This is a genomic window from Pseudarthrobacter sp. S3 (genome assembly GCF_050156905.1).
Lineage (GTDB): Bacteria > Actinomycetota > Actinomycetes > Actinomycetales > Micrococcaceae > Arthrobacter.
Genome location: NZ_CP189583.1, coordinates 1064607 through 1089485, shown reverse-complemented (window position 1 = coordinate 1089485; position 24879 = coordinate 1064607). Strand labels below are relative to the sequence as shown.

Sequence of the window (24879 nt, the reverse complement as noted above, 5' to 3'; positions counted from 1 at the left end):
ATCCTAGGACACGGTGGAGCTACGGCCTCTTGCCGGCGGCAATGCCAGTATGTGGGGATCAGATTCGCTGCAGGTGGCATGATGGGCGAATGAGCCGAGTCACTTGCGATCTGACCATCTCCCTTGACGGCTTCCTTGCCGGACCGAACCAAAGCACCGCGGAGCCCTTGGGCGAGAATGGCGAGCTGCTTCACAGGTGGCAGTTCGAGGAACCTGAGGCCCATGCCGCAGCGATCGAGGGCATCCTCGCTGCCGGCGCTTTCACCATGGGACGGAACATGTTCGCAGGGCCCGGGCCAGCGCCGTGGGATGAGGACTGGCGGGGCTGGTGGGGCGAGGAGCCGCCCTACCACGCACCGGTTTTCGTCCTCACCCATCACCCACGCGAGCCCCTGGAGTTGCAGGGCGGCACCACGTTCAACTTCGTGACCGACGGGATCGAATCGGCGCTTGCCCAGGCTCGGGAGGCCGCCGGCAGCAAGGACGTGGCCATTGCCGGCGGAGCGAAGACCGCCCGGCAATACCTCTCGGCGGGGCTGATGGACGAACTGCGGCTCCACATCTCGCCCCTGATCCTGGGAGCGGGCGAACGGCTGCTCGACGGCGTCGGGAACGTCACGCTTGAGCCGACGGAAGTAAGCGGCACCGGCCTCGTGACGCACGTGCGGTATCGAGTGGTCCGCTGAAAGGCGGCCGCAACCTCAGATAGAGCGGCCACTCGCAACCGTCTTAGCCCAGGACGGCCCATCCCCGCGGCGGCACGAGGACGGCGTCCGCACCGACATCGACGGTCGCCTGTCCGGCGACGACGGAGGCGCACCCCGATGAGCTCCTGGTGCACGGCGAAGATAGGTCCTCCCAGGGCCGAGAGCTGGCCGGGGGAGGACGGGAAGATTGGCCTCACGTCGTCGTCGCCCCCTGCCCTGTCCTCCTTGACGCCCCGGTAGCCTTGCTCGTCGCCGTAGTAGATGGACGGCGTTCCGCCACCCTTGAGCAGGACGACGACGGCGTGCGGCACGAGTGCTGCGTCGGTGAGCTTGCTCGCGATGCGGGTGACGTCGTGGTTGCCGATGAAGGTAAGCGGTGCGTAGGAGCCTAGGAGTGCGTTGTGTCGTTCGAATGCGGCTGCGAGTTCGAAGAAGTTCGCGTCGTTGAGCGAACTCCAGACGGACTTCCAGAGCTCGTGTTGCGTGGCGGAATCGAGTCCGCCGGACCGAACCTCGGCTGCATAGTCGCCGTGGATGTACTCGCCCACGAAGTACGCGTCCGGATGGGATGACCGGACGCGCGCGGTGACCGGGGCCCAGAACGAGGACGGGACGGCATAGGCGGCGTCGAGTCGCCAGCCGTCCGAACCCCGGCGCAGCCAGTGCTCCATGACCTCGACTACGAAATCGGCGACAGCTGGCTCGTCATGGTTGAGCGCCATGAGGTGGTGGTGGCCTTCGAAGTCGCGGTACGCGGGTTCGACGCCGGGAACAGCACCCTCGGGCCACTCCAGCAAGAATCACGAGGCAGTGTCCGCCTCCGGCCCGCGTACGAGGACATTTTGGTACGGCGCAAAGGAGCGCCCGGTGTGGTTGAAGACGCCGTCGAGCAGTATGCGCAGTCCGCGATGGTGTGCCCCTGCCACCAGATGGCGTGCTGGACCCAGTCAGGTTCGTTCATGGCGCTGATGCCCTTAACGGATAACCCACCGCTTTCGAGGAAGGTCCGCGTCATCCCCTTCGTCAGGCGTTGGCCTTGCGCTTGACCCAGCCCCACACGCCCGTCGCGACGAACAGGATGAGGCCGATGATAGCCAGCCAAATGAGGCCCTTCACGGCAAAGCCTACGATCGACAGAACAAGCCAGATGACCAGAAGCCCAATTATTAGTCCCATAGCGGCATCCTACGCCCCCGCCGGTACCGGCGGTCCATGACACGGCCCCGATCAGAGGTGCGCGTCCCGTACCTCCGATGGTGTTGCGCCCTGGATGACCCAGCGGTTGCCATCCGGGTCAGCAAAGTACGCAAACTGCACTCCGCCCATGTCCTGTATTTCGCTGACCTCGGCACCCCGGCGGACGAGCTCGGCCCGGACCCCGCCAATGTCGGGCACCACGAGCTGCAGGCCCTCGAGGCTGCCCGGCGTCATGCTCGTCATTCCTGTACCAATGACTATCGAGGCGGCCGAACCCGGCGGCGTCAGCTGCACGACTCGCATTCCCGGGATGTGCTCCACATCGTGGTCTAGGACAAAGCCCAGCTTCTCCGTATAAAACGACTTCGACCTGTCGACATCGGCCACAGGTACCTGGACAACTTCAAGGCGCATCTCCATGCGCCTCACACTACCGCCGCCGGATGTACTGTGCGCAACGAACACTCAACAGTCTTTGCTTCGCTCTTCAACCCACTCATCGTCGCGGCCGTGTGCGCAGCCGTCATCGCCGCGTGCTGGTGGGTGCTCATGGTCAAGGGCCTCGCCTCCGCAACCCACGATGCGTTCGCCAACCCGGCCCTTGTGCTGCTGGTCCTGGCCGTGGCTGTCCTGTCCGCGGGTTTCCACGAGTTCGGCCACGCTGCCGCCGCACGCCGTGGCGGCGCAACACCGGGAGCCATGGGAGCCGGCCTCTGGTGTCTGGTGGGCCACCGGCTTTGACGCCCTGTTGCTGGTGGTGGTCACCCAAATTCTCCAGATGATCCGGCAGCTGCTTCCGTTGGTGCGGTTTGACAGTTACCACATCCTGGCCGACGCCACCGGAGTTCCGGACCTCTTCCAGCGCATCAAACCGACCCTGCTGGGACTGCTGCCGTGGCGCCGGACGGACCCCGCAGCCCAGGCGCTCAAGCCATGGGCACGGGCAGTGGTCACGGTCTGGGTGCTGGTCACGGTGCCACTGCTGGTACTTAGCCTGGTCATGACGGTCCTCTCGCTGCCGCGGCTCCTGGGCACGGCATGGGCCAGCGTCCTGAAACAGCAGTCGGAATTGTCCGAAAGCCTGGCGGCCGGGGACATCGCCGGAGCCGCGGTGCGCACCCTGGCGATCGCCGCCGTCGTACTTCCCATCCTGGGCGTTGGCTACATCCTGCTCCGGCTGGTCCGGCAGCTGACCACCGGACTCTGGCAGAAAACCCGCGGCAAGACGCGGCAGCGGGCCGTAGCAATGGCCGCCATCGCAGCGGTGACCGCCGGGCTGGCCTGGGCCTGGTGGCCCGGAGCAGACACCTATCGGCCGGTGCAGCCGTACGAACGCGGCACTCTGGCCGACGTCACCACAGCCGTATTTCCGACGGCGGCGTACTCCGCCCTGCGGGAAGGCGGGACCGGGAAGAGGGTGGCCCTGTGGCCCGCAGGAGCAGCGAAGCCGACGCGGGAAAACCCCCAGCTCAGCACGGTCCTGATGCCCCGCACCGCTCCTGCCGGGGCCGGGACAGCGCGGCTGGCACCACGGCCGGTTCCGCCCCGGCGCCGTCGTGGGTATTCCCGTTCAACGTGGACACCACCAACGAGGCCTATGCGTTCGCCAGCTGCGCCGACTGCGCTGCCGTGGCTGTGGGCTTCCAGGTGGTGCTCATCGTGGGTCAGGCGGATGTGATCGTGCCGGAGAATCTGTCCGCGGCCGCCAATTACAACTGCCTCCGCTGCCTGACGTACGCAGTGGCCAGTCAGCTCGTTCTCACGCTCGACGGGCCGCTGAGTGACGGCGGAACGGCCAGGCTCAATGCCCTATGGGCCGAAATTGCTGAATTCGGACGGAACCTCCAGAACGTCCCCCTGTCCGAAATCCAGGGACGCCTTAACGCATTCAGGGAACAGATCAAGGAGATCATCCAAAGCGACCCCAACGCCACAAAGGGAACCGGCACCTCCACGACGCCGTCCACACCAGCCACCCCGTCACCCGGCTCAACGGCCGGATCAAGCGCCGCGCCCACTTCGGGCGCCACCGCCCCGGCATCCTTGCCGTCCGGAACGACGACGGCGGCGCCCCCTCCCCCGGCGCCTGCCACCGGCGGGGCGGCACCGGAAAGCAGCCCCGTGCAAGTAGCTCCCACCACGGAGCCGACCCAACCAGCACCGGTCGCTCCCACGCCAGTTCCGACCACAACCGCGGGCTGAGACAGGCTGGACCGGGAGGACCGGCGCACCTCACGCCGCGGGCACTCCTCGACAGGACGGTCAGACCAGGCTCGGCTGGCTCGACAGGATGTAATCCACGGCCGCCGGGCCGGTCATGCCCAGCCCCGGCCTGAAGTAGTGGCCTGCGTGGCGCCGGCGCTGATGGTGCCCGCTCTGCGCCATCGCGGCCCAGAACACACGCTGCGCTCCGGGAACTCTTCGCCTGCCGGAATCGTCCTTGACAGCGCCTCACCCGGCCGGGAGACATCGCTTCGGACACAATTCGTAGCCACGGACACAAACGGATTGGCGTCTACGGGCTGCCGTGATTCGAAGAAGCTCCCGAACATAGTAAGTTGCCTTATGATTTTAGGTAATAGTGCCGCAGTGCACCGGGAGGAACGGATATGGTGGCGGAATCGCGCAGCGCCAGCAGGACTGAAGTGCTGGGCGGACGTTATCGGCTGGGCGAGGTGATCGGCCGCGGCGGCATGTCGTCCGTCTACTGCGCTCGGGACGAGAACCTGGGCCGGGACGTGGCGTTGAAGCTTTTCGCACCCCAGGCCCCGGACGCAGACGAGTTGAAACGCCAGCAAGCTGAGATCACGCTGCTGGCAACGCTGAACCATCCCAGCCTCGTGACATTGTTCGACGTCGGCGTTGACGCACGCATCCCGGATGAACCCCGCCCCTTCCTGACGATGGAACTGGTGGAGGGACAGGATCTGCGCAGCCGGATCAGGCACAGCGAGATCCCACTGGACGAGCTCGCCGTCATAGGCGCCGGCATCGCTGACGCACTCGCCTATGTCCACGGCCTTGGCATCCTCCACCGCGATATCAAGCCGGGCAACATCCTCTTGGTGCAGACCCGGCCCGGGGAGCCCCTGCGGGCCAAGGTGGCCGACTTCGGCATAGCACGAATCGCCGACGCAACCCGCCTAACCGCAACTGGAGCAATGGTGGGCACCGCAGCGTACCTCAGCCCCGAACAGGCCGTGGGCTCCCCCCTCACCCCTGCCACAGACATCTACTCACTGGGGCTGGTCCTGCTCGAATGCATCAAACAGACGATGGAATACCCCGGCAGCGCTGTGGAATCCGCCGTGGCCAGGCTGCACCGCGCGCCCAGCATTCCCACGGATCTCCCCTCCGAGTGGACCGACCTGATCCGCGCCATGACTGCAATCGAGCCGCTGGAACGCCCAGCAGCAGCGGACGTCGAGACGGTGCTGCGGAAGGCCCTTGTCTCGCCGACGTCCACTCCCGGCGAACTAGTACCGGAAACCACGCGTGTGCTGCCGGCCATGCCGTTCAGGACGCCGTCCGTCACAGCCAAGACGGGGCCTGCGCCGGGTGCCGATCAGCGCCGCGACCCTCGGGGAAGGCGCCGGCGGAAGTCGTTCCGTGCCGGACAGAAGGCGCGGCTCTGGGCAGTGGCCATCCCGGTTGTACTCGCGCTGGCGGGCGGGGCCGCGGTACTGACAGCGGGCCAGGCGCCAGAGGCCACATCCGGCGTCGTCACTTACCCTGCTGTAAGCGGCACGCTGGGCGACCACCTCCTGGAACTTCAGAAGAGTGTGGAACCATGACCCGCCCCCATTCCAGGGGCAAGCGCGCCGGCGCCCGGGGAGCCGGCCTTGCCGTCACCGTGATGCTGGCGGCGGCGCTCGCCGGCTGCGGCCCGGCCGATACCGGCCTGCAGCGCGACACCGCCCAAAAGCTCCAGGAACTCGTGCTCGGCGTGAGCCAGGCAGCGGCTGCAGCCGATCACGCTGCCGCGCTCAAGACGCTGGACAGCCTGGAAACGGACGTGGCGTCCGCAGCCGGCAGCGGTCGGGTTTCCGAAGAACGGCGCCGGAGCATCGTGACCAGCATCACCGCTGTCAGGGCCGACCTCAAAGCCGCCGCAGAAGCCGCCGCAGCGGCAGCGAAAGCAGCTGACGAAGCAGCGGCTGCCGCGGCAGAAGCGGCGAAGACCAAGGCGGACGCGGAAGCCGCCGCGCAGGCCGCCCAGGAATACACGGCGCCCGTCGTGCCGGTACCTGCACCAGCCCCTGCACCCGAACCGGCAAAAGGCGAGGGCAAAGGCAAAAATAAGAACGGCTGAGTATTTGCCGTCCGTCACGGTTCTTTGCGTGCGGTAGAACACCGCGGAAACATGAGGGGTAGGGGGAAACGGGGCCGCAAACGAGCGAGGGCAGCGTGATGATGTTGCATCGGGAAGCCGAGTTCATCTCCCGCATGCTGCCCAGCACGAACGGGTCCTGCACTACGTCCTCCGCCGAGTCGGCGACCCGGACGTGGCTCGGGTGCTCGCGGCCGGCCGCGCAGCCCGTGGCGTAGCCTGATTCCATGGACTCCGAAGTCCGGTATCCCAGGCTCCGCACGGGCATCACGGTACCGTGTCTAATCCACGGCGACGCCGATGCGACGCCGGTGCTGCTGCTACACGCATGGGGCGAGTCAAGCGGCCGCTTTGACCTCCTGATACCGCTGCTGACCGGGTTCAGGGTCTACGCCCCGGACCTGCGCGGGCAAGGCGAGGCGGACAAACCAGAGGGTGGTTACTCCCTGGCGGAACAGGCCGAGGACGCGGCAGCGGTCCTGGACGCCCTCGACGTGACGAGCGCCGCCGTCGTCGGCTCCTCCAGCGGCGGTTACGTCGCCCAGCAGCTGGCCATCGCCCATCCCCAGAAGGTTGCGGCACTCGTGCTAGTGGGCGCGCCCTTGAGCCTCCACGGGCGGCCCGCCTTCGCCGATGAAGTGGACCGCCTGACGGACCCCCTCGACGAGGCCTGGGTCCGGGATTCCCTGGCCTGGTTTCCCCTGCTGCACGAGGTTCCGCAGTGGTTCCTCGAGGACCGTGTGCGCGACGGTCTCAGGATGCCGGCCCACGTGTGGAAAGGCATCCTGAACGGCCTATGTTCAGCTACCCCACCCACGGAATCGGGAACCATCCAGACGCCCACGCTGATCCTGTGGGGCGCCGGGGACAGCTTGCTGCCACGCGCCGATCAGGAAACCCTGGCCGCCCGGATCCCCGGTTCCGTCCTGAAGGTCTACCCCGAGGTGGCGCACCTGGTGCTGTGGGAGTGTCCGGAGCAGGTGGCAGAAGATACGACGGCGTTCCTCGCCTCGCTCGGGTGAGTCAAGCACCAGCCCAGCACCCAACTCAGCGGAGCCGCCGTGTTCTCTAGCGGTCCGTCTTGACCACCGTGAACAGCACCGCCGAGTCCTCTTCCGCTTCAAGACTGTGCAGCCCGTCCGGCACGATCAGCAGATCCCCGGCCTTGCCCTGCCACGATTCCCCGCCCGCCCTGAGCCAGACCGATCCTTTCACCACGTAGACCGTGGCCTCGCCGGGGTTCTGGTGCTCGCTGAGCTGCGTGCCGGCACGGAAGGCCATGACGGTCTGGCGTAGTTTCTTCTCATGCCCGCCGTACGCTGTGTCGGCTGCCCGCCCGCTGGGAGCCGCGACGGCGGCGCTGATCTGCTGGCGGGCCAAAGCCTCAATCGATATCTTTTGCATGACGTAACCGTACCGACGATTGCCGGCCTTGCCGAGTGCCGTTCATCCTTCGTTCCGGCGGTGCTCAGCCGTGCGTGACCGCAGCACCCAGAAGTCCGAACAGCGATCCGGCCGCCAGGGCAATGAGGGCGCGACGCCGCGTGGGATACAGCCAGCGGACTGAAAAAACAGCCAGCGCGAGAATCAGCCCGTTCACCACACTCATGGTGACCGCCAACCATTCGGTCCCGGCGGACACCCCGAAGCCTCCGCCACTGCAGCCGCTGATCCCGCACCAGGCAAGTCCCGCCACGAGCCATTGCGGAAGGCTCAGCAGGACAGCGAGAGGCACTGTCCACCAGAGGTTCCGGACGTTCCGGGTGACCCCGTGAAATGTCACCACCGGAACCTGAGGCACGGCGGAAGGCGCAGCTGCTGTCGCGGCGGCCGGAACGGGCCTCCGGATGCTCAGGACGATCCATCGGAAGAGCGCTGCGTTGACCACCGCAAGGGCGAGGTGTCCCAGATAGTAAAAAACCGCCGTCGGCCGCAGCCCGCCCGACGCCGGCGGACCCGAGGAATCAAAGAGGAAGCCCACGGCGAAATACGCTGCCGAAACGGGCAGCGTCAGGATCATCAAGGACCGCATCAGCCACTCTCTGGCCGTCTCATCCAGATCCAAGTCGAGGGAGCCGGTGACAAGGGCAACGCCAACTATGGCAACCGGCACGGACAGATAAACCACGACGGCGATCCTGGCCCAGCGCGGTAGTGACCCCTTATCCGGCAATGACCCTGTCCGCATGATCACGACCAGCCGCGCCCCGGACGGACCATGCGGATCTCGGGCAGTTCTTCCCACTCGGGTGGGAGCTGCCCGCGCCCGCCGTCGGGCCGAAAGCCGTGTTTGAGGTAGAAGGCGAGCGCCCGGGGATTGTTCTCCAGCACCCAGAGATAGGCCGGACTCTCTCCGATGGCCGCGCTCAGCAACGTGGCGCCCAGCCCGCTGCCGTGCGTCCGCCGGAGCGTGTACAGCGAATACAGCTCCAGCGCCTCCGGGCCGTCCTCATCCCGTCCAGGACCCGAGTCGGCGAGTCCTACGACCTCATTGTTGGCGCCCATGGCGATGACCCGCGGGTCGCTGCCGGCCAGATATGGCCGACGGCGTTGCACCCGTTCGGGAATGCTGGCCCGCCGCGTGCGGAAGAACTCCGCTGACAGCCGGTCCCCATAGGTCTCCTCGTGGGCCAGGGTGTGCATGTGCACCACGGCTTCAGCGTCCTCGGGGGTGGCCTGCCTGATGAGAAAGTCCATGGCCCCAGCGTAGCCACCTGCTCCTTTACCCAGCTCGTCCTCGGAAGCCAGCCGGTCGGGACGGCCTGATGCTGGGAAGCCGCCCTCTCCCCTACTCGGCGTTCAACCCTTTGGCGTACGCGGCCTGCCCCACGTGCTGGAGGCAATCGGCAAGGGTGCTGACCAGCCGCACGCCGAGGGTAACGGGCGGATCCCAACGTTTGTCAACGATGCGGTCCAAGTCCTCATCGGTGAGAGTCTCCAGGAAATTCCTGGTCTGCCGGTGGACGGCGTCGTAGTACTCAAGGAGAAGTTCCGGCCGGGCTTGCACCGCGTCGACTTGGTGGGTCGAGTGACCGTAGCCGGTGTCACGGTCTGTCAGCGGGAGGCCAAAACGGCCCGCAAAGTCCTGTGACGTCCAAACCTGGTCCAGGCCCGCGGCGGAGGCCACCTGGGCGTCCTCCACGCGGGCGAGATGCCAGACCAACCATGCAATCGAGTTGCCGGTTCCCGCCGGCCGCCGGACCAGCGACCCGTCGTCGAGCCCTTCAAGAGTGGCCTCCACCGTCTCCCTGATCCGGCGGAACGCGTCCAGCAGCAGTTCGTTGGATTTCATCAGGTCCTCCTCGACGTACCGTTTTGACTGAGCCCCATGCTTACACGCTGACCCACCGCCGGATAGCGCGGAATAATAGAACCGTTACCCATCTTTGCTGGGGCGGCGAACCGCGTCGATTCCTTAGCGTGGCGCACGAGGGGCCGCACTTGCCTTCGCGGCAGGTGCGGCCCCTCGCGCGCCACTCAGCCCTGCGCCAATCAGCTCGCCGCTGGCGACGTGCGCTGGGAGATGTTGAGAATGTTCCCTTCGCTGTCGAGGAACCAGGCGGACTTCCCCCAGTCATTGTCGGCGACGCCGTTCTCCGTCTTCAGGCCGGGGAAATCGTAGTCTTCAAAGACGACGCCGCGGCCCCGCAGCTCCTCCATTTCGCCTTGGAGGTTGTCCGTTTCCCAGCCCATCTGGGTGTTCTTGGCCGTCCCGGCATTCTCTGTCTGGTAGATCAGGAAACCGGTTCCGTTGCCGCCGCTGTAATACAGGCTGCCGTCCTCCATGGAAACGGACGGATCCAGGCCCAGCTTGTCCCGATAGAAATCCTTCGCCCTGTTGATGTCCTTGGCAGCGAGGACAGCCATGATGGTTGAATCCTTGAGCATGATGATTACCTTTGTGCCTTACTTTCGCGTCGGTGGCGATGCTCTCCCCCGGGTGCGGCTCCGGAACATCGTTGTCCGGTACCGCGTGGCCGCCCCTTGCGCCAAGTGCCGGAGCTGCCACCTGGGACTCTCCTGCGCCGCGCCAGCCATCATCGGCACGAGCGTCCCCGAAGCCTATGTGGCCATTATGGAACTGAAAGGGCACCCGCGGATATAGGGAATTTCAACAGCTTCAGGCGGCCCTCCCAGATGCCCCCACGGAGGCCTGGAACAAGTGTGGATCTGGGGCTGCTTTTGGTGCCGCACACTTAGCTAGTGCGTACTTTTGGTGTAGAAGAAGAATTTTTGATCGTTGATCCCTCCAACGGCAGTCCCCTGCCCCTGGCCGCAGACCTGCTGCGTCTCCAGGACCCGGGCGAACCGGCGGACCTTTCCACGCACCCGATGCTCGCCGTCGAGCTTCACCAGGAACAGATCGAGGTGATCACCCACCCGCACAGCACCCTGAGCGGGCTCTCCGCCGAGATACTGTCCGGCCGCGCTCTCGCGGACTCGCTCGCACGGAAAGCGGGCGCCAGGATCGCCGCCCTCGCCACGTCCCCGCTGGCGGTGACACCTCATTCCACCAGCGACGCCCGCTATGATGCGCTGCTGGAAAAATTTGCTGTTACGGCGCGTGAGCAGCTGACCTGCGGCTGCCACGTCCATGTCTCCGTTGACTCTGACGAGGAAGGCGTCGCCATCCTTGACCGCATCAGGTCCTGGCTGCCGCCACTGATGGCGTTGACCTCCAACTCGCCGTTCTGGGACGGCGCTGACAGCGGCTATGCCAGCTACCGCACCCAGGCCTGGAACCGGTGGTCCTCCGCCGGCCCGACTGAAATCTTCGGCTCGGCCCAGGCCTACCACCAGCGCGTGGCGGACCTGGCCGGCACGGGCGTAGTCAACAACCCTGATTTTGATGCCCGCCTCTCCGCCCGCCACCCCACCGTGGAGATCCGGGTGTCCGATGTTTGCCTCGATCCCCGCGACACTGTCCTGATCGCCGCCCTGGTCCGGGGTCTGGTGGAGACCGCGGCCCGGGAATGGAAATCCGGCCAGGGGCCGGACATGGTTTCGGCCATCATCCTGCGCCAGGGTTCCTGGCTGGCCAGCCGGTGGGGAATCCAGGGAGACCTGCTGAACCCGCTGACCCACAAGCCGGAGTCCGCCCGCAAGGTCATCGCCGCGCTCCATAACCATGTCCGCGACGCCCTGGTGGAGGCAGGCGACGAAGCCTACGTCGAGGCATCCCTGCACCGGATCTTCAGCAACGGAACCGGCGCCAAGCTGCAGCGGCAGGCCTACGCCCGCCACGGCAGGCTGGCTGACGTGGTGAGCGACGCCGTCGTCATTACGCACCAGGAGCCGCCCTTCTACGAGCCGAGCACCCCGGACGACCTATCACTTTTGGTCCCCAGCCCCGTGATTTAGCGACCAACGCCGATCAGTTGGCCGCGACCCGCCGGCCGGTGAACGCCACCGGCCGGTCCGTACTCGCCGCCGATTCTTCCACCATGAGTTCATCGGCGAAGCTCTTGCCGCGCATCTGCGGGCTGATGGTGTTTCGCGCCAGGCCCAGGACGTAGCCGGACAGCACCGGCGAAACTTCCAGTTCCTGGCCGGTGGCCGTTGCGAAGTCCCAAGCGTGGACCAGGAATTCCAGGTTAAGGATGTTGGCCACCATGGAGGCCGGCAGTTCCGCGAAGCCCATGTCGATGGTTCCCTCCAGGCCGCGGACCTGGAACGCTTCGAGCGTGGGCTGGGCGGCGTCCGCGACTCGGACCTCCGGTGCAGCATCCGGCTGGTCGACGATGGCGACGCCCAGGGCCTTGCCGCAGTGGCCAGTGTGGCCAGGCGTCCGAAGTAGTGGTTCCACCCCTCGGTGTGGCCGGCTGCGGCTTCGAGACTGAGGCCCTCGTGGACGAGGCGGACGTTGGTCCCGCCGTCGACGCTGCCAGTGTGATGGTGACCTTGGAGGCAGCGGCGGCCGGGGCCGTGGACCCCTCCCAGTCCCAGGTGAAGACGACGCGCTTGCCGGGTTCAATTTCCGTAAACGTGCCCGCGGCGGACTGCCCCGGCGTGATGGTCCAGCGGTACTCTCCACCAACGCGCAGGTCCACGCGCGCGGCGACGGCCTGCCATCGCCGCAACCGCTCCGGCCGGGTGATCAGGGCAAAAGCAGTGTCCGGGTCGACCGGAATGAAGACGGACTTGTCAGTGGTCATCAGGGTTCGCCTTGAGGTTTGGATGCTGCAGGGTGGTGGCCTCGGCCACCAGTGAATCCAGTTCGTCGGTCCAGAAAATATCCAGGGATTCCCTTAGACTCCGCATTCCCCCGGAGTCGAGACTGTAGTACCGGTTGCGTCCGACCTTCCTGGCATGCACCAGACCGACGTCGGCCAGCAGCAGCAGGTGCTGGGAGATGGCGGACCGGCTGACGGCAAAGTTGGACGCCAGTTCCATGACGGACTGCTCGCCACGGGCCAGCAGTTGGAGCAGTCGGCGCCTGTTCGGTTCCGCGGCAGTTTCGAGAAGGTCGGGCACCCTGGATACGTTAGTGTAGACTAACATATTAGGCAAGGCATCGACGAGTCTCCCCTGGTTTGCTCTACCACTTGTAGTCCCCAAAACCGTGGTTTAGCAGCCGTACCTGATAGAGCAACAGGAGGTGGGCGGTCCGGGAACCGCGGGATAATGGAAGCATGAGCAATCAAGACCCGGACCCCTGGGCTGAATTCGACCGGCTCAAGCCCGCAGTCCCGGACCGCGTGGCCGGTTATCCCGGCGGCGAACCCGTGGGTTTTGGCTTCCGGACGGGTGTGCGCAGCGCCAAAGTGGCCTTCGGCTTCGCCGTGTACGCGCTAGCGCTCGGCACCACTCTGGTCCTCACCGGCGCCGTGGTCTTCATCGCCCAGGGCCAGTGGCTGCTGCTCGGGCTGATGGCGCTGATCGAGGCCGTCTTTGTCTACGGCTTCATCCGGCTGGCGCGCCAGGCTCGCAACCGGCGTGCATCCGGCTAGTGACTTAGCGGCGGGTGCCGCTACGGCCGCCACCTGGATGGCCTGGGCCATAGGCCTTGGTGACGCCGATGTTTTTGAAGGTGTCCACAAAGGACGAAAAGGAGTCAGACATAACCTCACCATAAGCGTGCGCCGGGGCGATCACCATGGGTGAGCGGCCGACGTCGGGCCCTCCTCCGGGATCCGCATTGCCGCGGGGCCCTGCCATTGCAATACTTCGGGGATGCCCCGGCCACACCGGACGAGTCGTTCATCCTCACGGACCGGGACACCATCGCCAGCGTCCAGCAGGCCCACCGGGAGGCTTGCGAACAATCGCGCCAAGCGAAGAACGTCGTTGTCGGATCTCGACGACGTGCTCCGCGGCAACCGCCAGCGTCAGCGCACCGGCGGCAGCCCCGCCCGGTCAAGCTCGTGTCAGGCCTTGTTGGCCGTCGCTGCGGCCGAGAGTGCAGCCAGCCCACGCTCGAAATCGCCGCCGACCATCTTGTCCATGTTCATAAACAGGGCAAAAACCTTCGCGAGGCCCTTGTTCTCCCCGGTCATCCGCCACGTGACCTGGGTGCCGCCGTCGCCCGGTGTGAACGTAAACGTAGTGGGATTCACAGCCTTGAACGGCTTTGTGAACTCAAGGCGGACCTTGATACTCCGGGGGAACTCGGACTCGACAATCTCCATGTTGCCGCTGCCTGCTTTGCGGTTGCCGCTCCAGGCATACTTGGCCCCCACACCGGCGTCACTGCCCGAATACGAACGGTTCAATTCCGGATCCACGTTCTCCCACGGCGACCATTTGGTCCACTCGAGAAAGCTGTTGACCAACGGAAACACGTCTTCCGCAGGCGCAGGAATAAGGGCATTGCGAGTGACTTCGTAAGTGGACATGCCGCAATCATAGGCGGAAGGGCGGGTGAATCCGCCAGCCCCGGAGGGGCAACAGTTCTTGTGTTCACCACCTGTTCCGGCGCCCGCTACCTGGCCGGCCTATCCCGTGGGCCGTCACGTTCGGCAACCACGACGAGGATTCCGTGGCACGGACCGGCATGACCGAGGCCAGGATGCTGCAGTTCCTCCAAACCTACGACTTCAATATGAACGGCGACTCCACGCCGGGCCTGACCGGGACATCAAACTCGCTGCTGCTCGTTCAGTCCGCCAAGTCCAAGGCGCCGGCCTTCGGCCTGTGGCTCATGGACACCGGCCGCTATGCCCCGGACGCCATCAGCGGACAGGACTTCGAAGGCTACCCGAACTGGGACTGGGTACGCATGGACCAGGTCACCTGGTACCGCAATCTGTCGATCGCTACCGAGCAAAAGTACGGCAAGAAGGTCCCCTCCCTGATGTGGGGCCACATTGCGCTCCACGAGCACCGCAACATGTGGTTCGCCAGCCTCGACTCGCGGACAAACGCGGATCACGCCCGGGCCCTCACGAAGCACAACATCATTGGTGAACGAAACGAGGACGAGTGCCCCGGTCCCATCAACTCCGGCCTGTTCAACGCCTTCCTGGAGCGGGGGGACGTCCTGGGCTATTTTGTGGGCCACGACCATGTCAACACGTACGTGGGCAACTACTACGGTGTGCAGCTCGGTTACTCGCCCGGCACCGGATTCGGCGCCTACGGGCTCCCCGGCGCCGAACGGAACCGTTTGCGCGGGGCACGGGTCTTCGAGCTGGATGAGAACCACCAGGGAATCTACAAGGAGACCCGGCTGGTCTTCGCAAAGGACCTGGGCATAGATCTGATGGCCAACGACCAGCCGATCGTTCCGCAGCCGCTGGATCCGCGGCAACTCTAGCGCTGACCTGCACCTGGTAGCGGCGGTGCCTCCATTTGAAGTGGAGGCACCGCCGCTGCGGTGAGTTGGCCGCCGCCCGGTTACCCGGCGCAGCTGCGCCGCCTTACCCGGCGCAGCCGCACCGCCGCCGCGTCAAACCCGGCAGGGGCTCAGCTGAGGTATCCGTTCGGGTTGAGGACGTACTTCGTGGCTGCACCGGCGTCGAATTCGGCGTAGCCCTTGGGCGCCTCTTCAAGGGTGATCGCCTTGGCGTTGACGTTCTTGGCGATGTTCACCTTGTCGTTCAGGATGGCCATCATCAGCTGACGGTTGTACTTCATCACCGGACACTGCCCCGTGGTAAAGCTCAGCGACTTCGCCCATCCGGTACCCAGGCTGAGGCTGAGCGAACCAGTCTTGGCAGCCTCGTCAATTCCGCCCGGATCGCCGGTGACGTACAGGCCCGGGATGCCCAGGGCACCACCGGCGGCGGTGATGTCCATCAGCGAATTCAGCACCGTGGCGGGCGCCTCCTTGGCGTCATGGCCGTGACCGCGCGCCTCAAAGCCCACGGCGTCCACGCCACAGTCCACCTCCGGCACACCCAGGATCTGTTCGATCTGCTCCGCCGGGTCTCCCTTGGTCAGATCCACCGTTTCACAGCCAAAGCTGCGTGCCCTCGCCAACCGTTCCTCGTTCAGGTCCCCCACAATCACGACGGCGGCACCCAGCAAGTGCGCGCTGGTAGCCGCTGCGAGGCCAACAGGACCCGCGCCAGCCACATACACCGTGGAACCGACGCCTACCCCGGCGGAAACGGCCCCGTGGAAGCCGGTGGGGAAAATGTCCGACAGCATGGCCAGGTCAAGGATTTTCTCCATGGCCCGGTCCTTGTCCGGGAACTTCAGCAGGTTCCAGTCGGCGTACGGCACCAGCACGTAATTCGCCTGGCCACCCACCCAGCCACCCATGTCCACGTACCCGTAGGCGCTGCCCGGGCGGTCCGGGTTCACGTTCAGGCAGATGCCTGTCTTGCGTTCCTTGCAGTTCCGGCACCGGCCGCAGGCGATATTAAATGGAACCGAACAGAGGTCTCCGACTTTAATGAACTCGACGTCGCGGCCCACCTCCACTACCTCGCCGGTAATCTCGTGCCCGAGCACCAGGTTGGCCGGGGCAGTGGTACGCCCACGGACCATGTGCTGGTCCGATCCGCAGATGTTGGTGGCCACGGTCTTCAGGATTACCCCGTGGTTGACCGCGCGCCCCACGTTCGCGGGGTTCACGCCCGGTCCGTCTTTCAGTTCGAAGGTTGGATAGTCGATGTCGATCAGCTCGACCTTGCCGGGCTCCTTGTAGGCAACGGCTTTGTTCCCTGTCATCATGCTCTCCTCGCGTCGGCACGGCGTGTCTTCGTGAGGCAGCCGTGAGCTGTGAAGTGTTGCAATGGATCCCCTACGTGCAGGCCTGCCCGTTGCTTGAGCAGTTTGATGTTTTCCTGACGTCGGGGGTTCGGTCAGTCTAGGCACGGCAGCTCGGCGGGGTCTAGGGTTACGGGCCTAATGTTTTTTGCGTTCCCGCCCGTCAGCACTTCGAAGCGCTGCCGCTCCGGGTTGTGGCGGATGGTGACATCCTGCATGGGATCACCTCGGTTCGGCTTTCGCTTCAGCTTAACCCTGGCACCCCCGCCGTTATTTCGTCGCCCTCTGGAAGGCCAGATCGATCGCAGCCACCGATGCTTCGGCCAACTCGAGCGACTGCCAGTCATCGAAACCAGCCTCGACGCCGCGGCATGTCGGTGACTCAGCGGCCCAAGCCTTGTAGTGTCGTGGGCAATGGGCAAGGACTCCCCCTACCGCCCAAAAGCAGCAAACCGGGAACGTAGGAGCGAACATGACTGTTGACGAGAACGAAGCTCAGATCCTGGATCAGTGGACTCACAAGCTGACCCAAGCCTTGCAGATCCTGGACCTGAAGGTCGATCAGGAGCTGATTCTTGAGCTGGCCCGGAAATCCGCAGATTCCGTAACGCACGCAGCAGCCCCGATCACCGCGTTTCTGGTGGGCTACGCCGCGGCCCTCGAGGCCGGCACCGGAAGCGCCGGTTCCAAGACAGCCTCGGCGGCGTCCATCACCAAAGCAGCCGACGTCGCTTTCAGCCTCTGTGAGAACGCCCGCCAGCAGGGAAATCCCCACCCGGAGCCCGGCGCGAAGGGCTGGACGCACAGCGCCCAGTAGTCCGCCGGCCCCAGTAATCAGCCCGCGAAGTAGTCACGCCCAGTAGTCAGCCGGCGGCCACGTCCGCCGGCGCGTGTGCCTTGGCTGGCTCCAGCCGGACGATCACTGCCTTGGATACGGGTGTCTGGCTGCCCTCGGCCACGCTCTCCAGCGGAACCAGGACGTTGGCCTCGGGATAATAAGCGGCTGCACAGCCCGCCGCGGTGGGGTACGAGACCACCCGGTAGTTGTGCAGCACACGTTCCATGTTGTCCTGGTACACGCCGTGAATGTCCACGTGCTGCCCGTCGCTGAGGCCCAGCCCGGCCAGGTCCTCCGGGCTGACGAACACCACTTCGCGGCCCTTCTTGATGCCGCGGTAACGATCGTTGTTGCCGTAGATGGTGGTGTTGAACTGGTCGTGGGAACGCATGGTCTGCAGAATCAGCGTGCCAGCAGGGCGTTCGACGTGTTCGAGCTGGTTGACCGTGAGCATCGCCTTACCCATGGGGGTGTCGAATGTGCGCGAGTCCCGGGGACCGTTCGGCAGCACGAAGCCGCCCTTCTGCCGGATCTTCCCGTTGTAGTCCGCGCACCCGGGGACCACGCGGGAGATGTGGTCCCGGATGAGGTCGTAGTTCTTCTCGAACCCGGCCCAGTCAGCGTTGACCCGGTCGCCCACCACCTTCTGCGCCAGCCTGCTGAGGATGGCCACCTCGGACAGCAGCCCGGGCGCCACCGGCGGGACCGCGCCATGGGAGCCATGGACAGCGCAGACGGTGTCCTCCACGGATACAAACTGCGGCCCGGATTCCTGCAGGTCGATCTCGGTGCGGCCCATGGTGGGCAGGATCAGTGCTTCGGCTCCGGTGACAGTGTGCGAGCGGTTGAGCTTGGTGGAAACCTGGACCGACATTTCGGTCTTTTCCATCGCAGCTATGGCCGTTTGCGTGTCGGACATGGCTCCAACGAAGTTGCCGCCCATCCCCACGAAAACCTTGATTCCGCCGTCGCGCATTTGCCGGATGGTTTCCACGGCGTCCGCGCCGTGTTCACGCGGCGGATCGAAGCTGAATTCCTTACCCAGTGCGTCCAGGAACGACGGCGGCATCTGCTCCCAGATGCCCATGGTCCGGTCACCTTGGACGTTGCTGTGCCCGCGGATGGGTGAGGCGCCGGCACCCGGCTTGCCGATGTTGCCACGGAGCAGCAGGAGGTTGATGATCTCCTTGATCGCGGCCACACCCTTTTTGTGCTGGGTGATTCCCATGGCCCAAGTGATGATCACTTTCTCGGCCTTCAGGTAGCGGTCCGCCAGCTCATCGATTTCCTCGGTCCGAAGCCCGGTAGCCGCCAGGACGGCGGCTTCGTCCAGTTCGGCGAGGTGCGCCTTCAGCTCTTCCAGCCCGTGGCAGTGCTCCGCCAGGAAGTCATGGTCCAGCACCGTGCCGGGATTCTTGGCCTCGGCGTCGAGCACGCGCTTGGAGACGGCCTGGAGGAGTGCCATGTCGCCGCCAAGCCGGATTTGCAGGAACTGGTCCGCAATCTGTGTCCCGTGCCCGATGATTCCCTTGACCTTCTGGGGGTTCTTATAGCGGCGCAGCCCCGCCTCCGGCAGGGGGTTGATGGCCACAATCTCCCCGCCGGATTCCTTGCACTCTTCCAGGGCCGTCAGCATCCGCGGGTGGTTCGTGCCCGGGTTCTGGCCCATGATGATGATCAGGTCCGCTTTGGCGTAGTCGTCGGCGGAGACGGTAGCCTTGCCGATGCCGATGGTCTGCCCCATGGCCCAGCCCGAAGACTCGTGGCACATGTTGGAGCAGTCCGGCAGGTTGTTGGTTCCGTAGGCCCGGACGAACAGCTGGTACAGGAACGCGGCCTCGTTGGAGGTCCGGCCGCTGGTGTAAAAGGTGGCCTGGTCCGGGCTGGGCAGTCCCTTGAGCTTGTCCGCGACGATGGTAAAAGCCTGCTCCCAGCTGACGGGACGGTAGTGGTCCTCCCCTGCGGGCTTGTGCACGGGCTTGGTAAGGCGCCCCTGCATCCCCAGCCAGTACTCGGACCGCTGCCGAAGTTCACTGACCGGGTTCTCAGCCCAGAATTCGGGGCCGATCACCACCGGTGTGGCCTCCCAGGTGACCGCCTTGGCACCGTTTTCGCAGAACTCAAACGTCTTCCGGTGGCTGGGGTCCGGCCACGCGCAGCTCATGCAGTCGAAGCCATCCTTCTGGTTCAGTGCCAGCAAAGTTTTCGCGGTCCTGACCGCCCCCATCTGCTGCACGGCCGGCTCCAGGGAATGGTAGACGCCCGGGACTCCGGCGGCCCACGACTTCGGGTGGCCGCTGACCTCGATCTCAGCCTCGTTGGCCTCTTTCACGCGCGGGTTCTTGCGTGCCACGTTGCACTCTCCTTGGTTCAAGCTCTCTCGCCGTTGACGCACCGGTTTTCTACAGTGCGACGGTCCCATTCCACCCTATCGAGGGGTTCATCCAAGTCAAGAAGGACTAACGGCAAACGTCTGGGTAGGGTGGACAGATGGACGTCCCTCCCCTTGTCTGGACCCTGACCGTCGCGGGAATCGTGGGCCTGCTGGCTTTCGATTTCTTCTTCCATGTCCGCAAGGCCCACACGCCCAAACTCAAGGAATCGGCCATCTGGTCCTCCATCTACGTGGGGATCGCCCTCCTCTTCGGCCTGGGGGTGCTGCTGTTCGGCGGCACCACCATGGGCACCGAATACTTCGCCGGGTACGTCACGGAGAAGGCCCTCTCGGTGGACAACCTCTTTGTGTTCCTGATCATCATGGCCAGCTTCAAGGTCCCCCGCGCGGACCAGCAGAAGGTGCTGCTGTTCGGCATCGTCTTCTCGCTGATCGCCCGGACCGCGTTCATTTTCCTCGGCGCCGCCCTGATCAACAGCTTCGCGTGGGTGTTCTACATTTTCGGCCTGATCCTGCTGATCACCGCAGGGAACCTGCTCAAGCCGGACAATCACGACGACGACGCGGAAGGTTTGGTGGTCAGGCTCGCCAAAAAGTACCTCCCGGCGTCGGAACATTACGACAGCGACAAACTGTTCACGATGGAGAACGGCAAGCGCGTCCTCACCCCAATGCTCCTGGTGATGGTGGCCATCGGCGGCACCGACATCCTGTTTGCGCTGGACTCCATCCCCGCCATCTTCGGCCTCACCCAGAACGTCTTCATCGTCTTCACGGCCACGGCGTTCTCGCTGATGGGCCTGCGCCAGCTCTTCTTCCTCATCGATGGGCTGCTGGACCGGCTGATTTTCCTTGCCTACGGCCTCGCCGCCATTCTCGGCTTCATCGGCGTAAAGCTCATCCTGCATGCCCTGCACGAGAACAACTTGCCGTTCATCAACGACGGCGAGCCCGTCAATGTGGTGGAGGTCAGCACCAATGTTTCCCTGACCGTGATCCTGGGCGTCCTGGTGGTCACCGTACTGGCCTCGATCTTCAGCCCCAAGGGCAAGGCCAAAAACGCGGTGTCCGGGGCCAAACGGCACGCCACCGAATACCTGGACCTCAACTACGAAACGGACATGGCGGAGCGTGACAAGCTGTTTGCCCGGATGGTCCGGGAGGAAGACCAGCTCCGCAGCCTGCCGGAGAAGTACAAACGGCTCATCCGCAACGAAACCGAATTCATGGACCTCCTCCGTAAGGCCCACACCGAGCACGACGAGGCCCAGGTCAGGGCAGCGAACCCCTAAAGCAACGCGGGGTCACTTACGGCCCATCCAGAGGCCCGTGATGGGCCGTAAGTGACCCCGCGTTGTCAGTGGCTGTTGCTAGATTCAAACCAGCGCCAGGGGAACCGTCCACCGGCCAGGCACGTCACCAGGCACGTTTATGAGGAGGCCCCGTGTTTCTGCTCGATCCAGCCAGCGTTGATCCCCGCAGTGTTGATCCCCGCAGTGTGGATTCCAGTTCAGCCGATTCCGGCCCCCGCGCACCGCAGGACCTGGTGTTTTCCGCTAGCGACCTGGTGGCCGCCAGCGAATGCGAGTACCGCACGCTCCGCATCCTGGACGAGAAACTGGGCCGGTCCCCCAAAGCGCAGTTTCCCGACGACGAAATGCAGCGCCGCGCCGGGGCGCTCGGCGACAAGCACGAGGCCACGGTCCTGGCCGGCCTGATCGCGCAGTACGGCGTCTGGGACGCCGGCCGCAGCGCCGGGGTGTACTCGATCGAGCGCGGGGAGAACACCCGCGGCGAACTGCTGGCACGGCACGCTGAAACAGAACTCGCGCTCCGTGCCGGGGCCGACGTCGTTTTCCAGGCAACCTTTTTCGACGGCGAGTTCCTGGGCTACGCGGACTTCATCGTCAACGAGGCCGCCGGAACCGGAAACCCTGGCCGTTACGAGGTCTGGGACACCAAGCTCGCCCGGCACGCCAAGGTGGGCGCGCTGCTGCAGCTCGCCGCCTACGGAGACCAGCTCATCGGCATGGGCCTGGAGCCTTCGCCCCGGGTCACGCTGGTGCTGGGCGCCGTGGTGGACGGCGACTACGTCCGCAGCCACCACTCCCTGCCGGACCTGCTGCCGGTGTTCCGCGAGCGCCGCGACCGGTTCCGCGCCCTGACCGGCGCCCACCGCGAGGCCGGTGCAGCGGTGCAGTGGCAACAGCCCGGCGTCGCGTACTGCGGGCGGTGCAACTACTGCGCTGAGCAGGTCCGGTCCCACCGCGACCTCCTGCTGGTGGGCGGCATGACCACCCTCCGGCGGAGGAAACTCATCGCCGATCACATCACAACCATCGACGAGCTGGCCGATCTCCCGCCCGGCAAGGCCACGGGCTCGCTTGTCCGGCTCCGCGACCAGGCCCGCATGCAGCTGGGCCGGGACGTTCCGGACGGTTCCCGCACCTACTTCAAGGACGGCGAGGAGCACACCGTCACGTTCAAGGTGCTGCCGGAGAATGCCTTGGCAGCGATTCCGGAGCCCAGTCCCGGCGACATCTTCTTCGACTTCGAGGGCGATCCCCTCTGGCAGGACCCAGCCACCGGCAAATGGGGGCTGGAGTACCTGTTCGGCGTGATCGAGGCGCCCGTGTTTGACGGTGACGCTGCAAACGCCCACGCAGCGGGCAAGCCCGTCGTGGATGACAAACCCGTCTTCCGGCCCTTCTGGGCGCATTCGCGCAACGAGGAGCGGCAGGCATTCCTGGACTTCCTCGCCTATGTGGAAGCGCGGCGCGCCAGGTACCCGGACATGCACGTTTACCACTACGCCGCCTACGAGAAATCCGCGCTCCGGAACCTGTCCGTGACGCACCTAGCCGGCGAGGACATTGTGGACAACTGGCTCCGCAACGGCCTCCTTGTGGACCTCTACGCCACCGCCCGGCATTCGCTCCGGATCTCCGAGCCGTCCTACTCCATCAAGAAGCTTGAACCCCTGTACATGGGAGACAACCTCCGCTCCGGGGACGTCAAGGACGCCGGAGCCTCCGTGGTGGCGTATGCCGGTTACTGCGCCGCCCGGGACGACGACGACGCCACGGCCGCGCACATCCTGGCCTCCATCTCCGACTACAACGAGTACGACTGCCTCTCCACGCTCCGCCTCCGCGACTGGCTGCTGGGTCTGCGTGGGACGCCTGCCGCACGCACGGCGACAACCGGAACTTCCGACGACGGCGGGCAGCCGGCATTGTTGTCGTCGACGTCGTCGTCCGCTGTTGCGGCCTCGCCACCGCTACCGGAACCCGAGCCAACACCCGAGGAGCGCCGCCTCCTGGAGTATCTGTCCGGCCTGCCGGACAACCGGCCCTGGACCAACGACGAACGGGCCATCGCAATGGTGGCCGCAGCCACCGGATACCACCGCCGCGAGCGCAAGCAGTTCTGGTGGGAACACTTCGACCGCACCGATTCCGAGATCGACCACTGGTCCGAGCACCGCAACGTATTTGTGGTGGATACCGCGGAGATACTGACGGACTGGGAGCTCGCAAAGCCTACGGCCAGGATGCGCACCCGCACGCTGAGGCTGACGGGGGTCATGAGTGAAGGGTCGGAGTTCAAGCCCGGGAGCACCTGGTGCCGGCTCTACGATGCGCCGGTCCCCGATGGCCTGGAGGATCCCCTGGGCACCGCCACGGGCCGTGGGTTCACCTTCGGCACGCTCGTGACCGCGGTGGAGGACCACCCGCGGGTTGCCGGCCAGACCATGATCACCATCGAGGAACGGGAAACAGGAAAAGTCCCCGCTTACCCGCACATTCCGGTGGCGCTCACCGAGGACCAGCCCATCCGCACCGCCAGCATCGAGGCCGCCCTGGCCGAACTGGCCCAGAGTGTTGGCGCCTCGGTGCCCTCGCTTCCGGAACATCCCGGCGTCGACATCCTGCGCAAGATGCCCCCGCGCTTCCATTCGATGCCAGGTCCCGCAGCCGTCGGCACGGACGCCGCCGGTGCAGCGGACTACGTCACGGCGATCACCGCCACGCTGCTGGACCTCGATCATTCGTACCTTGCAGTGCAGGGCCCTCCGGGCACGGGCAAGACCTACGTCGGCTCCCACGTCATTGCCCGGCTGGTGGAACAGGGCTGGAAGATCGGGGTGGTGGGGCAGTCCCACGCGGTGGTGGAGAACATGCTCTGCACAGCGATCGAAACCGCCGGAGTGGATCCTGCGCGGGTGGCGAAGAAGCTGGCCGCCCCGCATCCGGTGCTGTGGCACCGCACCTCCGACGACGACGTCGCGGCCCTGCTGGGTTCCCCCGGCGGCTGTCTGGTGGGCGGCACAGCGTGGACCATGACGGGCAAGTCCGTCCCAGCAGGATCCTTGGACCTGTTGGTCATCGACGAGGCCGGCCAATTCTCGCTGGCCAACACACTGGCCGTGGCTCGCGCCGCCAAGTGCCTCCTGCTCCTCGGTGACCCGCAGCAGCTGCCTCAGGTCACGCAGGGCTCGCACCCGGAGCCCGTGGACGAGTCCGCCTTGGGCTGGCTTGCTGCCGGGCACGCCACGCTCCCCCGCGAACTGGGCTATTTCCTGGCGGACAGCTGGCGGATGCACCCGGACCTGTGCCGGACGGTGTCTGTCCTCAGCTACGACGGAAAGCTGGAAGCTGCGCCGGCGGCATCCCTCCGCAGCCTCGCGGAGCTGCCGGCCGGCGTGGAAACAGTCTTTGTGGACCACAGCGGGAACACCAAGTCCTCCGTAGAAGAAACTGCCGAGGTGGTCCGTCAGGCCCAGCGGCACATCGGGCTTAAATGGCTTCCGGGCGACGACAAACCGGCCAGGTCACTGAACCCGGAGGACATCCTGGTGGTGGCCGCCTACAACGCCCAGGTCCAGCTGATCCGGCAGGCGCTGCACGACGCCGGCCTGCCCGGTGTCCGGGTGGGCACGGTAGACAAGTTCCAGGGCCAGGAGGCGCCGGTGGTCCTGGTGTCCATGGCCTGCTCCGCCGTTGCCGAAGCTCCGCGCGGGGTCGACTTCCTGCTGAACCGGAACCGGATCAACGTGGCCGTGTCGCGGGGCCAGTGGCGTGCCGTGATCATCCGCTCCCCCGAGCTCACGAACTACATGCCGACCAAACCGGCGGTACTGGAGGAGCTCGGCGCCTTCATCGGCCTCAGCGCGGGTATCCATGGCCCAGGTACTCACGGCCCGCGCAACACCCGGAGAAACCGTGTTCTCACCGCTGAATCACGGTAGGTTCAT

At 65.5% G+C, this 24879-nt stretch carries 27 protein-coding genes and 2 pseudogenes; 15 read left to right on the top strand and 14 right to left on the bottom strand.

The features are described 5' to 3' along the window. The first annotated feature begins 89 nt into the window (after nucleotides 1-89). On the top strand, nucleotides 90-686 hold the full coding sequence (locus ACQCSV_RS05330; RefSeq protein WP_426939249.1) for a dihydrofolate reductase family protein: 597 nt from the start codon (nucleotides 90-92) through the stop codon (nucleotides 684-686). Between the two features lie 149 nt (nucleotides 687-835). After that, complete coding sequence (locus tag ACQCSV_RS05325) at nucleotides 836-1099, top strand: hypothetical protein (RefSeq protein ID WP_354154228.1); 264 nt, start codon at nucleotides 836-838, stop codon at nucleotides 1097-1099. Here the strand turns inward: ACQCSV_RS05325 and ACQCSV_RS05320 are convergent. Further along, nucleotides 992-1378: pseudogene (locus tag ACQCSV_RS05320) on the bottom strand (alpha-amylase family glycosyl hydrolase); the annotation flags it as partial. The gene ACQCSV_RS05325 and the pseudogene ACQCSV_RS05320 overlap by 108 nt on opposite strands. Between ACQCSV_RS05320 and ACQCSV_RS05315 the strand changes: the two are divergent. Continuing rightward, the gene (locus ACQCSV_RS05315; RefSeq protein WP_426939590.1) at nucleotides 1370-1753 is read left to right on the top strand and encodes a hypothetical protein; all 384 of its coding nucleotides are present in this window, start codon (nucleotides 1370-1372) and stop codon (nucleotides 1751-1753) included. The pseudogene ACQCSV_RS05320 and the gene ACQCSV_RS05315 overlap by 9 nt on opposite strands. On the opposite strand, the gene ACQCSV_RS05310 is transcribed toward ACQCSV_RS05315, so the two are convergent. Both ACQCSV_RS05310 and ACQCSV_RS05305 read right to left on the bottom strand, forming a co-directional pair. Then, the gene (locus ACQCSV_RS05310) at nucleotides 1731-1883 is read right to left on the bottom strand and encodes an LPXTG cell wall anchor domain-containing protein (RefSeq protein WP_185262737.1); all 153 of its coding nucleotides are present in this window, start codon (nucleotides 1881-1883) and stop codon (nucleotides 1731-1733) included. The genes ACQCSV_RS05315 and ACQCSV_RS05310 overlap by 23 nt on opposite strands. A 51-nt stretch (nucleotides 1884-1934) precedes the next feature. Further along, nucleotides 1935-2324, bottom strand: coding sequence for a VOC family protein (locus tag ACQCSV_RS05305; protein ID WP_354154122.1), 390 nt, complete (start codon nucleotides 2322-2324; stop codon nucleotides 1935-1937). 30 nt (nucleotides 2325-2354) lie between these two features. Here ACQCSV_RS05305 and ACQCSV_RS05300 point away from each other — a divergent pair, with 30 nt between their 5' ends. The 6 genes from ACQCSV_RS05300 to ACQCSV_RS05275 all read left to right on the top strand — a co-directional run bounded on the left by ACQCSV_RS05300 (nucleotide 2355) and on the right by ACQCSV_RS05275 (nucleotide 7256). Further along, entirely contained in the window at nucleotides 2355-2645 is a 291-nt protein-coding gene (locus tag ACQCSV_RS05300) for a hypothetical protein (RefSeq protein WP_354154123.1), read from the top strand. Nucleotides 2646-2682: 37 nt separating this feature from the next. Further along, the gene (locus tag ACQCSV_RS05295) at nucleotides 2683-3582 is read left to right on the top strand and encodes a hypothetical protein (protein WP_354222604.1); all 900 of its coding nucleotides are present in this window, start codon (nucleotides 2683-2685) and stop codon (nucleotides 3580-3582) included. After that, nucleotides 3480-4106, top strand: a complete 627-nt coding sequence (locus ACQCSV_RS05290; protein ID WP_354222603.1) for a hypothetical protein — start codon at nucleotides 3480-3482, stop codon at nucleotides 4104-4106. The genes ACQCSV_RS05295 and ACQCSV_RS05290 overlap by 103 nt, the downstream gene beginning before the upstream one ends. Nucleotides 4107-4513: 407 nt before the next feature. After that, nucleotides 4514-5698 carry a serine/threonine-protein kinase gene (locus ACQCSV_RS05285; RefSeq protein ID WP_426939248.1) on the top strand — a complete coding sequence of 395 codons (1185 nt, stop codon included), beginning with the start codon at nucleotides 4514-4516 and terminating at the stop codon, nucleotides 5696-5698. Further along, nucleotides 5695-6216: a hypothetical protein gene (locus ACQCSV_RS05280; protein WP_426939247.1), complete on the top strand. Its 522-nt coding sequence runs from the start codon at nucleotides 5695-5697 to the stop codon at nucleotides 6214-6216. Before ACQCSV_RS05285 ends, ACQCSV_RS05280 begins: the two co-directional genes overlap by 4 nt. A 245-nt stretch (nucleotides 6217-6461) precedes the next feature. Beyond that, entirely contained in the window at nucleotides 6462-7256 is a 795-nt protein-coding gene (locus ACQCSV_RS05275) for an alpha/beta fold hydrolase (RefSeq protein ID WP_426939246.1), read from the top strand. A gap of 46 nt (nucleotides 7257-7302) precedes the next feature. Here ACQCSV_RS05275 and ACQCSV_RS05270 read toward each other — a convergent pair whose 3' ends face one another. The 5 genes from ACQCSV_RS05270 to ACQCSV_RS05250 form a co-directional block, all read right to left on the bottom strand. Beyond that, a complete protein-coding gene (locus ACQCSV_RS05270; RefSeq protein WP_354154128.1) occupies nucleotides 7303-7638 on the bottom strand; it encodes a cupin domain-containing protein in 336 nt (111 codons plus the stop codon). A gap of 64 nt (nucleotides 7639-7702) precedes the next feature. Next, a complete protein-coding gene (locus tag ACQCSV_RS05265) occupies nucleotides 7703-8362 on the bottom strand; it encodes a hypothetical protein (RefSeq protein ID WP_354165516.1) in 660 nt (219 codons plus the stop codon). A gap of 62 nt (nucleotides 8363-8424) precedes the next feature. Continuing rightward, the gene (locus ACQCSV_RS05260) at nucleotides 8425-8931 is read right to left on the bottom strand and encodes an N-acetyltransferase family protein (RefSeq protein WP_426939245.1); all 507 of its coding nucleotides are present in this window, start codon (nucleotides 8929-8931) and stop codon (nucleotides 8425-8427) included. Between the two features lie 91 nt (nucleotides 8932-9022). Beyond that, entirely contained in the window at nucleotides 9023-9526 is a 504-nt protein-coding gene (locus tag ACQCSV_RS05255; protein WP_426939244.1) for a mycothiol transferase, read from the bottom strand. Nucleotides 9527-9726: 200 nt separating this feature from the next. Beyond that, on the bottom strand, nucleotides 9727-10122 hold the full coding sequence (locus ACQCSV_RS05250; protein WP_426939243.1) for a VOC family protein: 396 nt from the start codon (nucleotides 10120-10122) through the stop codon (nucleotides 9727-9729). 315 nt (nucleotides 10123-10437) lie between these two features. Between ACQCSV_RS05250 and ACQCSV_RS05245 the strand changes: the two genes are divergently transcribed. Continuing rightward, nucleotides 10438-11595, top strand: coding sequence for a glutamate--cysteine ligase (locus tag ACQCSV_RS05245; protein ID WP_426939242.1), 1158 nt, complete (start codon nucleotides 10438-10440; stop codon nucleotides 11593-11595). A 13-nt stretch (nucleotides 11596-11608) separates the two neighbouring features. Here ACQCSV_RS05245 and ACQCSV_RS05240 read toward each other — a convergent pair whose 3' ends face one another. The 3 genes and pseudogenes from ACQCSV_RS05240 to ACQCSV_RS05230 form a co-directional block, all read right to left on the bottom strand. After that, complete coding sequence (locus tag ACQCSV_RS05240; RefSeq protein ID WP_426939241.1) at nucleotides 11609-12040, bottom strand: TIGR03086 family metal-binding protein; 432 nt, start codon at nucleotides 12038-12040, stop codon at nucleotides 11609-11611. Nucleotides 12041-12125: 85 nt separating this feature from the next. After that, nucleotides 12126-12389 (bottom strand): annotated as a pseudogene (locus ACQCSV_RS05235) (SRPBCC family protein); the annotation flags it as partial. Beyond that, entirely contained in the window at nucleotides 12379-12708 is a 330-nt protein-coding gene (locus ACQCSV_RS05230; RefSeq protein WP_426939240.1) for an ArsR/SmtB family transcription factor, read from the bottom strand. The pseudogene ACQCSV_RS05235 and the gene ACQCSV_RS05230, both read right to left, overlap by 11 nt. A gap of 158 nt (nucleotides 12709-12866) precedes the next feature. On the opposite strand from ACQCSV_RS05230, the gene ACQCSV_RS05225 reads away from it, so the two are divergent. Beyond that, nucleotides 12867-13184 carry a hypothetical protein gene (locus ACQCSV_RS05225; protein WP_354154135.1) on the top strand — a complete coding sequence of 106 codons (318 nt, stop codon included), beginning with the start codon at nucleotides 12867-12869 and terminating at the stop codon, nucleotides 13182-13184. 417 nt (nucleotides 13185-13601) lie between these two features. On the opposite strand, the gene ACQCSV_RS05220 is transcribed toward ACQCSV_RS05225, so the two are convergent. After that, complete coding sequence (locus ACQCSV_RS05220) at nucleotides 13602-14069, bottom strand: SRPBCC family protein (RefSeq protein ID WP_426939239.1); 468 nt, start codon at nucleotides 14067-14069, stop codon at nucleotides 13602-13604. A 143-nt stretch (nucleotides 14070-14212) separates the two neighbouring features. On the opposite strand from ACQCSV_RS05220, the gene ACQCSV_RS05215 reads away from it, so the two are divergent. Then, nucleotides 14213-14989, top strand: coding sequence for a phosphoesterase (locus tag ACQCSV_RS05215; protein WP_354154137.1), 777 nt, complete (start codon nucleotides 14213-14215; stop codon nucleotides 14987-14989). Between the two features lie 149 nt (nucleotides 14990-15138). On the opposite strand, the gene fdhA is transcribed toward ACQCSV_RS05215, so the two are convergent. Then, the gene (fdhA, locus tag ACQCSV_RS05210; RefSeq protein ID WP_354154138.1) at nucleotides 15139-16350 is read right to left on the bottom strand and encodes a formaldehyde dehydrogenase, glutathione-independent; all 1212 of its coding nucleotides are present in this window, start codon (nucleotides 16348-16350) and stop codon (nucleotides 15139-15141) included. Between the two features lie 511 nt (nucleotides 16351-16861). Between fdhA and ACQCSV_RS05205 the strand changes: the two genes are divergently transcribed. Next, nucleotides 16862-17206 (top strand): DUF6457 domain-containing protein, encoded by a 345-nt coding sequence (locus ACQCSV_RS05205; RefSeq protein WP_354154139.1) that lies wholly within the window; start codon nucleotides 16862-16864, stop codon nucleotides 17204-17206. A 46-nt stretch (nucleotides 17207-17252) separates the two neighbouring features. Here ACQCSV_RS05205 and ACQCSV_RS05200 read toward each other — a convergent pair whose 3' ends face one another. Next, complete coding sequence (locus ACQCSV_RS05200) at nucleotides 17253-19580, bottom strand: FdhF/YdeP family oxidoreductase (protein ID WP_426939238.1); 2328 nt, start codon at nucleotides 19578-19580, stop codon at nucleotides 17253-17255. Nucleotides 19581-19717: 137 nt separating this feature from the next. Between ACQCSV_RS05200 and ACQCSV_RS05195 the strand changes: the two genes are divergently transcribed. Then, on the top strand, nucleotides 19718-20914 hold the full coding sequence (locus ACQCSV_RS05195; protein WP_354154141.1) for a TerC family protein: 1197 nt from the start codon (nucleotides 19718-19720) through the stop codon (nucleotides 20912-20914). Between the two features lie 206 nt (nucleotides 20915-21120). Further along, nucleotides 21121-24873, top strand: coding sequence for a TM0106 family RecB-like putative nuclease (locus ACQCSV_RS05190; RefSeq protein ID WP_426939529.1), 3753 nt, complete (start codon nucleotides 21121-21123; stop codon nucleotides 24871-24873). The last annotated feature ends 6 nt before the right edge of the window (nucleotides 24874-24879 follow it).

What these genes read in the sequence shown, in the direction of transcription:
- ACQCSV_RS05295 (WP_354222604.1), top strand. Translation starts at nt 2,683, where the DNA reads ATGATCCGGCAGCTGCTTCCGTTGGTGCGGTTTGACAGTTACCACATC.
- ACQCSV_RS05305 (WP_354154122.1), bottom strand. Translation starts at nt 2,324, where the DNA reads ATGGAGATGCGCCTTGAAGTTGTCCAGGTACCTGTGGCCGATGTCGAC.
- ACQCSV_RS05250 (WP_426939243.1), bottom strand. Translation starts at nt 10,122, where the DNA reads ATGCTCAAGGATTCAACCATCATGGCTGTCCTCGCTGCCAAGGACATC.
- ACQCSV_RS05225 (WP_354154135.1), top strand. Translation starts at nt 12,867, where the DNA reads ATGAGCAATCAAGACCCGGACCCCTGGGCTGAATTCGACCGGCTCAAG.
- ACQCSV_RS05220 (WP_426939239.1), bottom strand. Translation starts at nt 14,069, where the DNA reads ATGTCCACTTACGAAGTCACTCGCAATGCCCTTATTCCTGCGCCTGCG.
- ACQCSV_RS05205 (WP_354154139.1), top strand. Translation starts at nt 16,862, where the DNA reads ATGACTGTTGACGAGAACGAAGCTCAGATCCTGGATCAGTGGACTCAC.
- ACQCSV_RS05330 (WP_426939249.1), top strand. Translation starts at nt 90, where the DNA reads ATGAGCCGAGTCACTTGCGATCTGACCATCTCCCTTGACGGCTTCCTT.
- ACQCSV_RS05260 (WP_426939245.1), bottom strand. Translation starts at nt 8,931, where the DNA reads ATGGACTTTCTCATCAGGCAGGCCACCCCCGAGGACGCTGAAGCCGTG.
- ACQCSV_RS05310 (WP_185262737.1), bottom strand. Translation starts at nt 1,883, where the DNA reads ATGGGACTAATAATTGGGCTTCTGGTCATCTGGCTTGTTCTGTCGATC.
- ACQCSV_RS05285 (WP_426939248.1), top strand. Translation starts at nt 4,514, where the DNA reads ATGGTGGCGGAATCGCGCAGCGCCAGCAGGACTGAAGTGCTGGGCGGA.
- ACQCSV_RS05195 (WP_354154141.1), top strand. Translation starts at nt 19,718, where the DNA reads ATGGACGTCCCTCCCCTTGTCTGGACCCTGACCGTCGCGGGAATCGTG.
- ACQCSV_RS05280 (WP_426939247.1), top strand. Translation starts at nt 5,695, where the DNA reads ATGACCCGCCCCCATTCCAGGGGCAAGCGCGCCGGCGCCCGGGGAGCC.
- ACQCSV_RS05270 (WP_354154128.1), bottom strand. Translation starts at nt 7,638, where the DNA reads ATGCAAAAGATATCGATTGAGGCTTTGGCCCGCCAGCAGATCAGCGCC.
- ACQCSV_RS05255 (WP_426939244.1), bottom strand. Translation starts at nt 9,526, where the DNA reads ATGAAATCCAACGAACTGCTGCTGGACGCGTTCCGCCGGATCAGGGAG.
- fdhA (WP_354154138.1), bottom strand. Translation starts at nt 16,350, where the DNA reads ATGACAGGGAACAAAGCCGTTGCCTACAAGGAGCCCGGCAAGGTCGAG.
- ACQCSV_RS05275 (WP_426939246.1), top strand. Translation starts at nt 6,462, where the DNA reads ATGGACTCCGAAGTCCGGTATCCCAGGCTCCGCACGGGCATCACGGTA.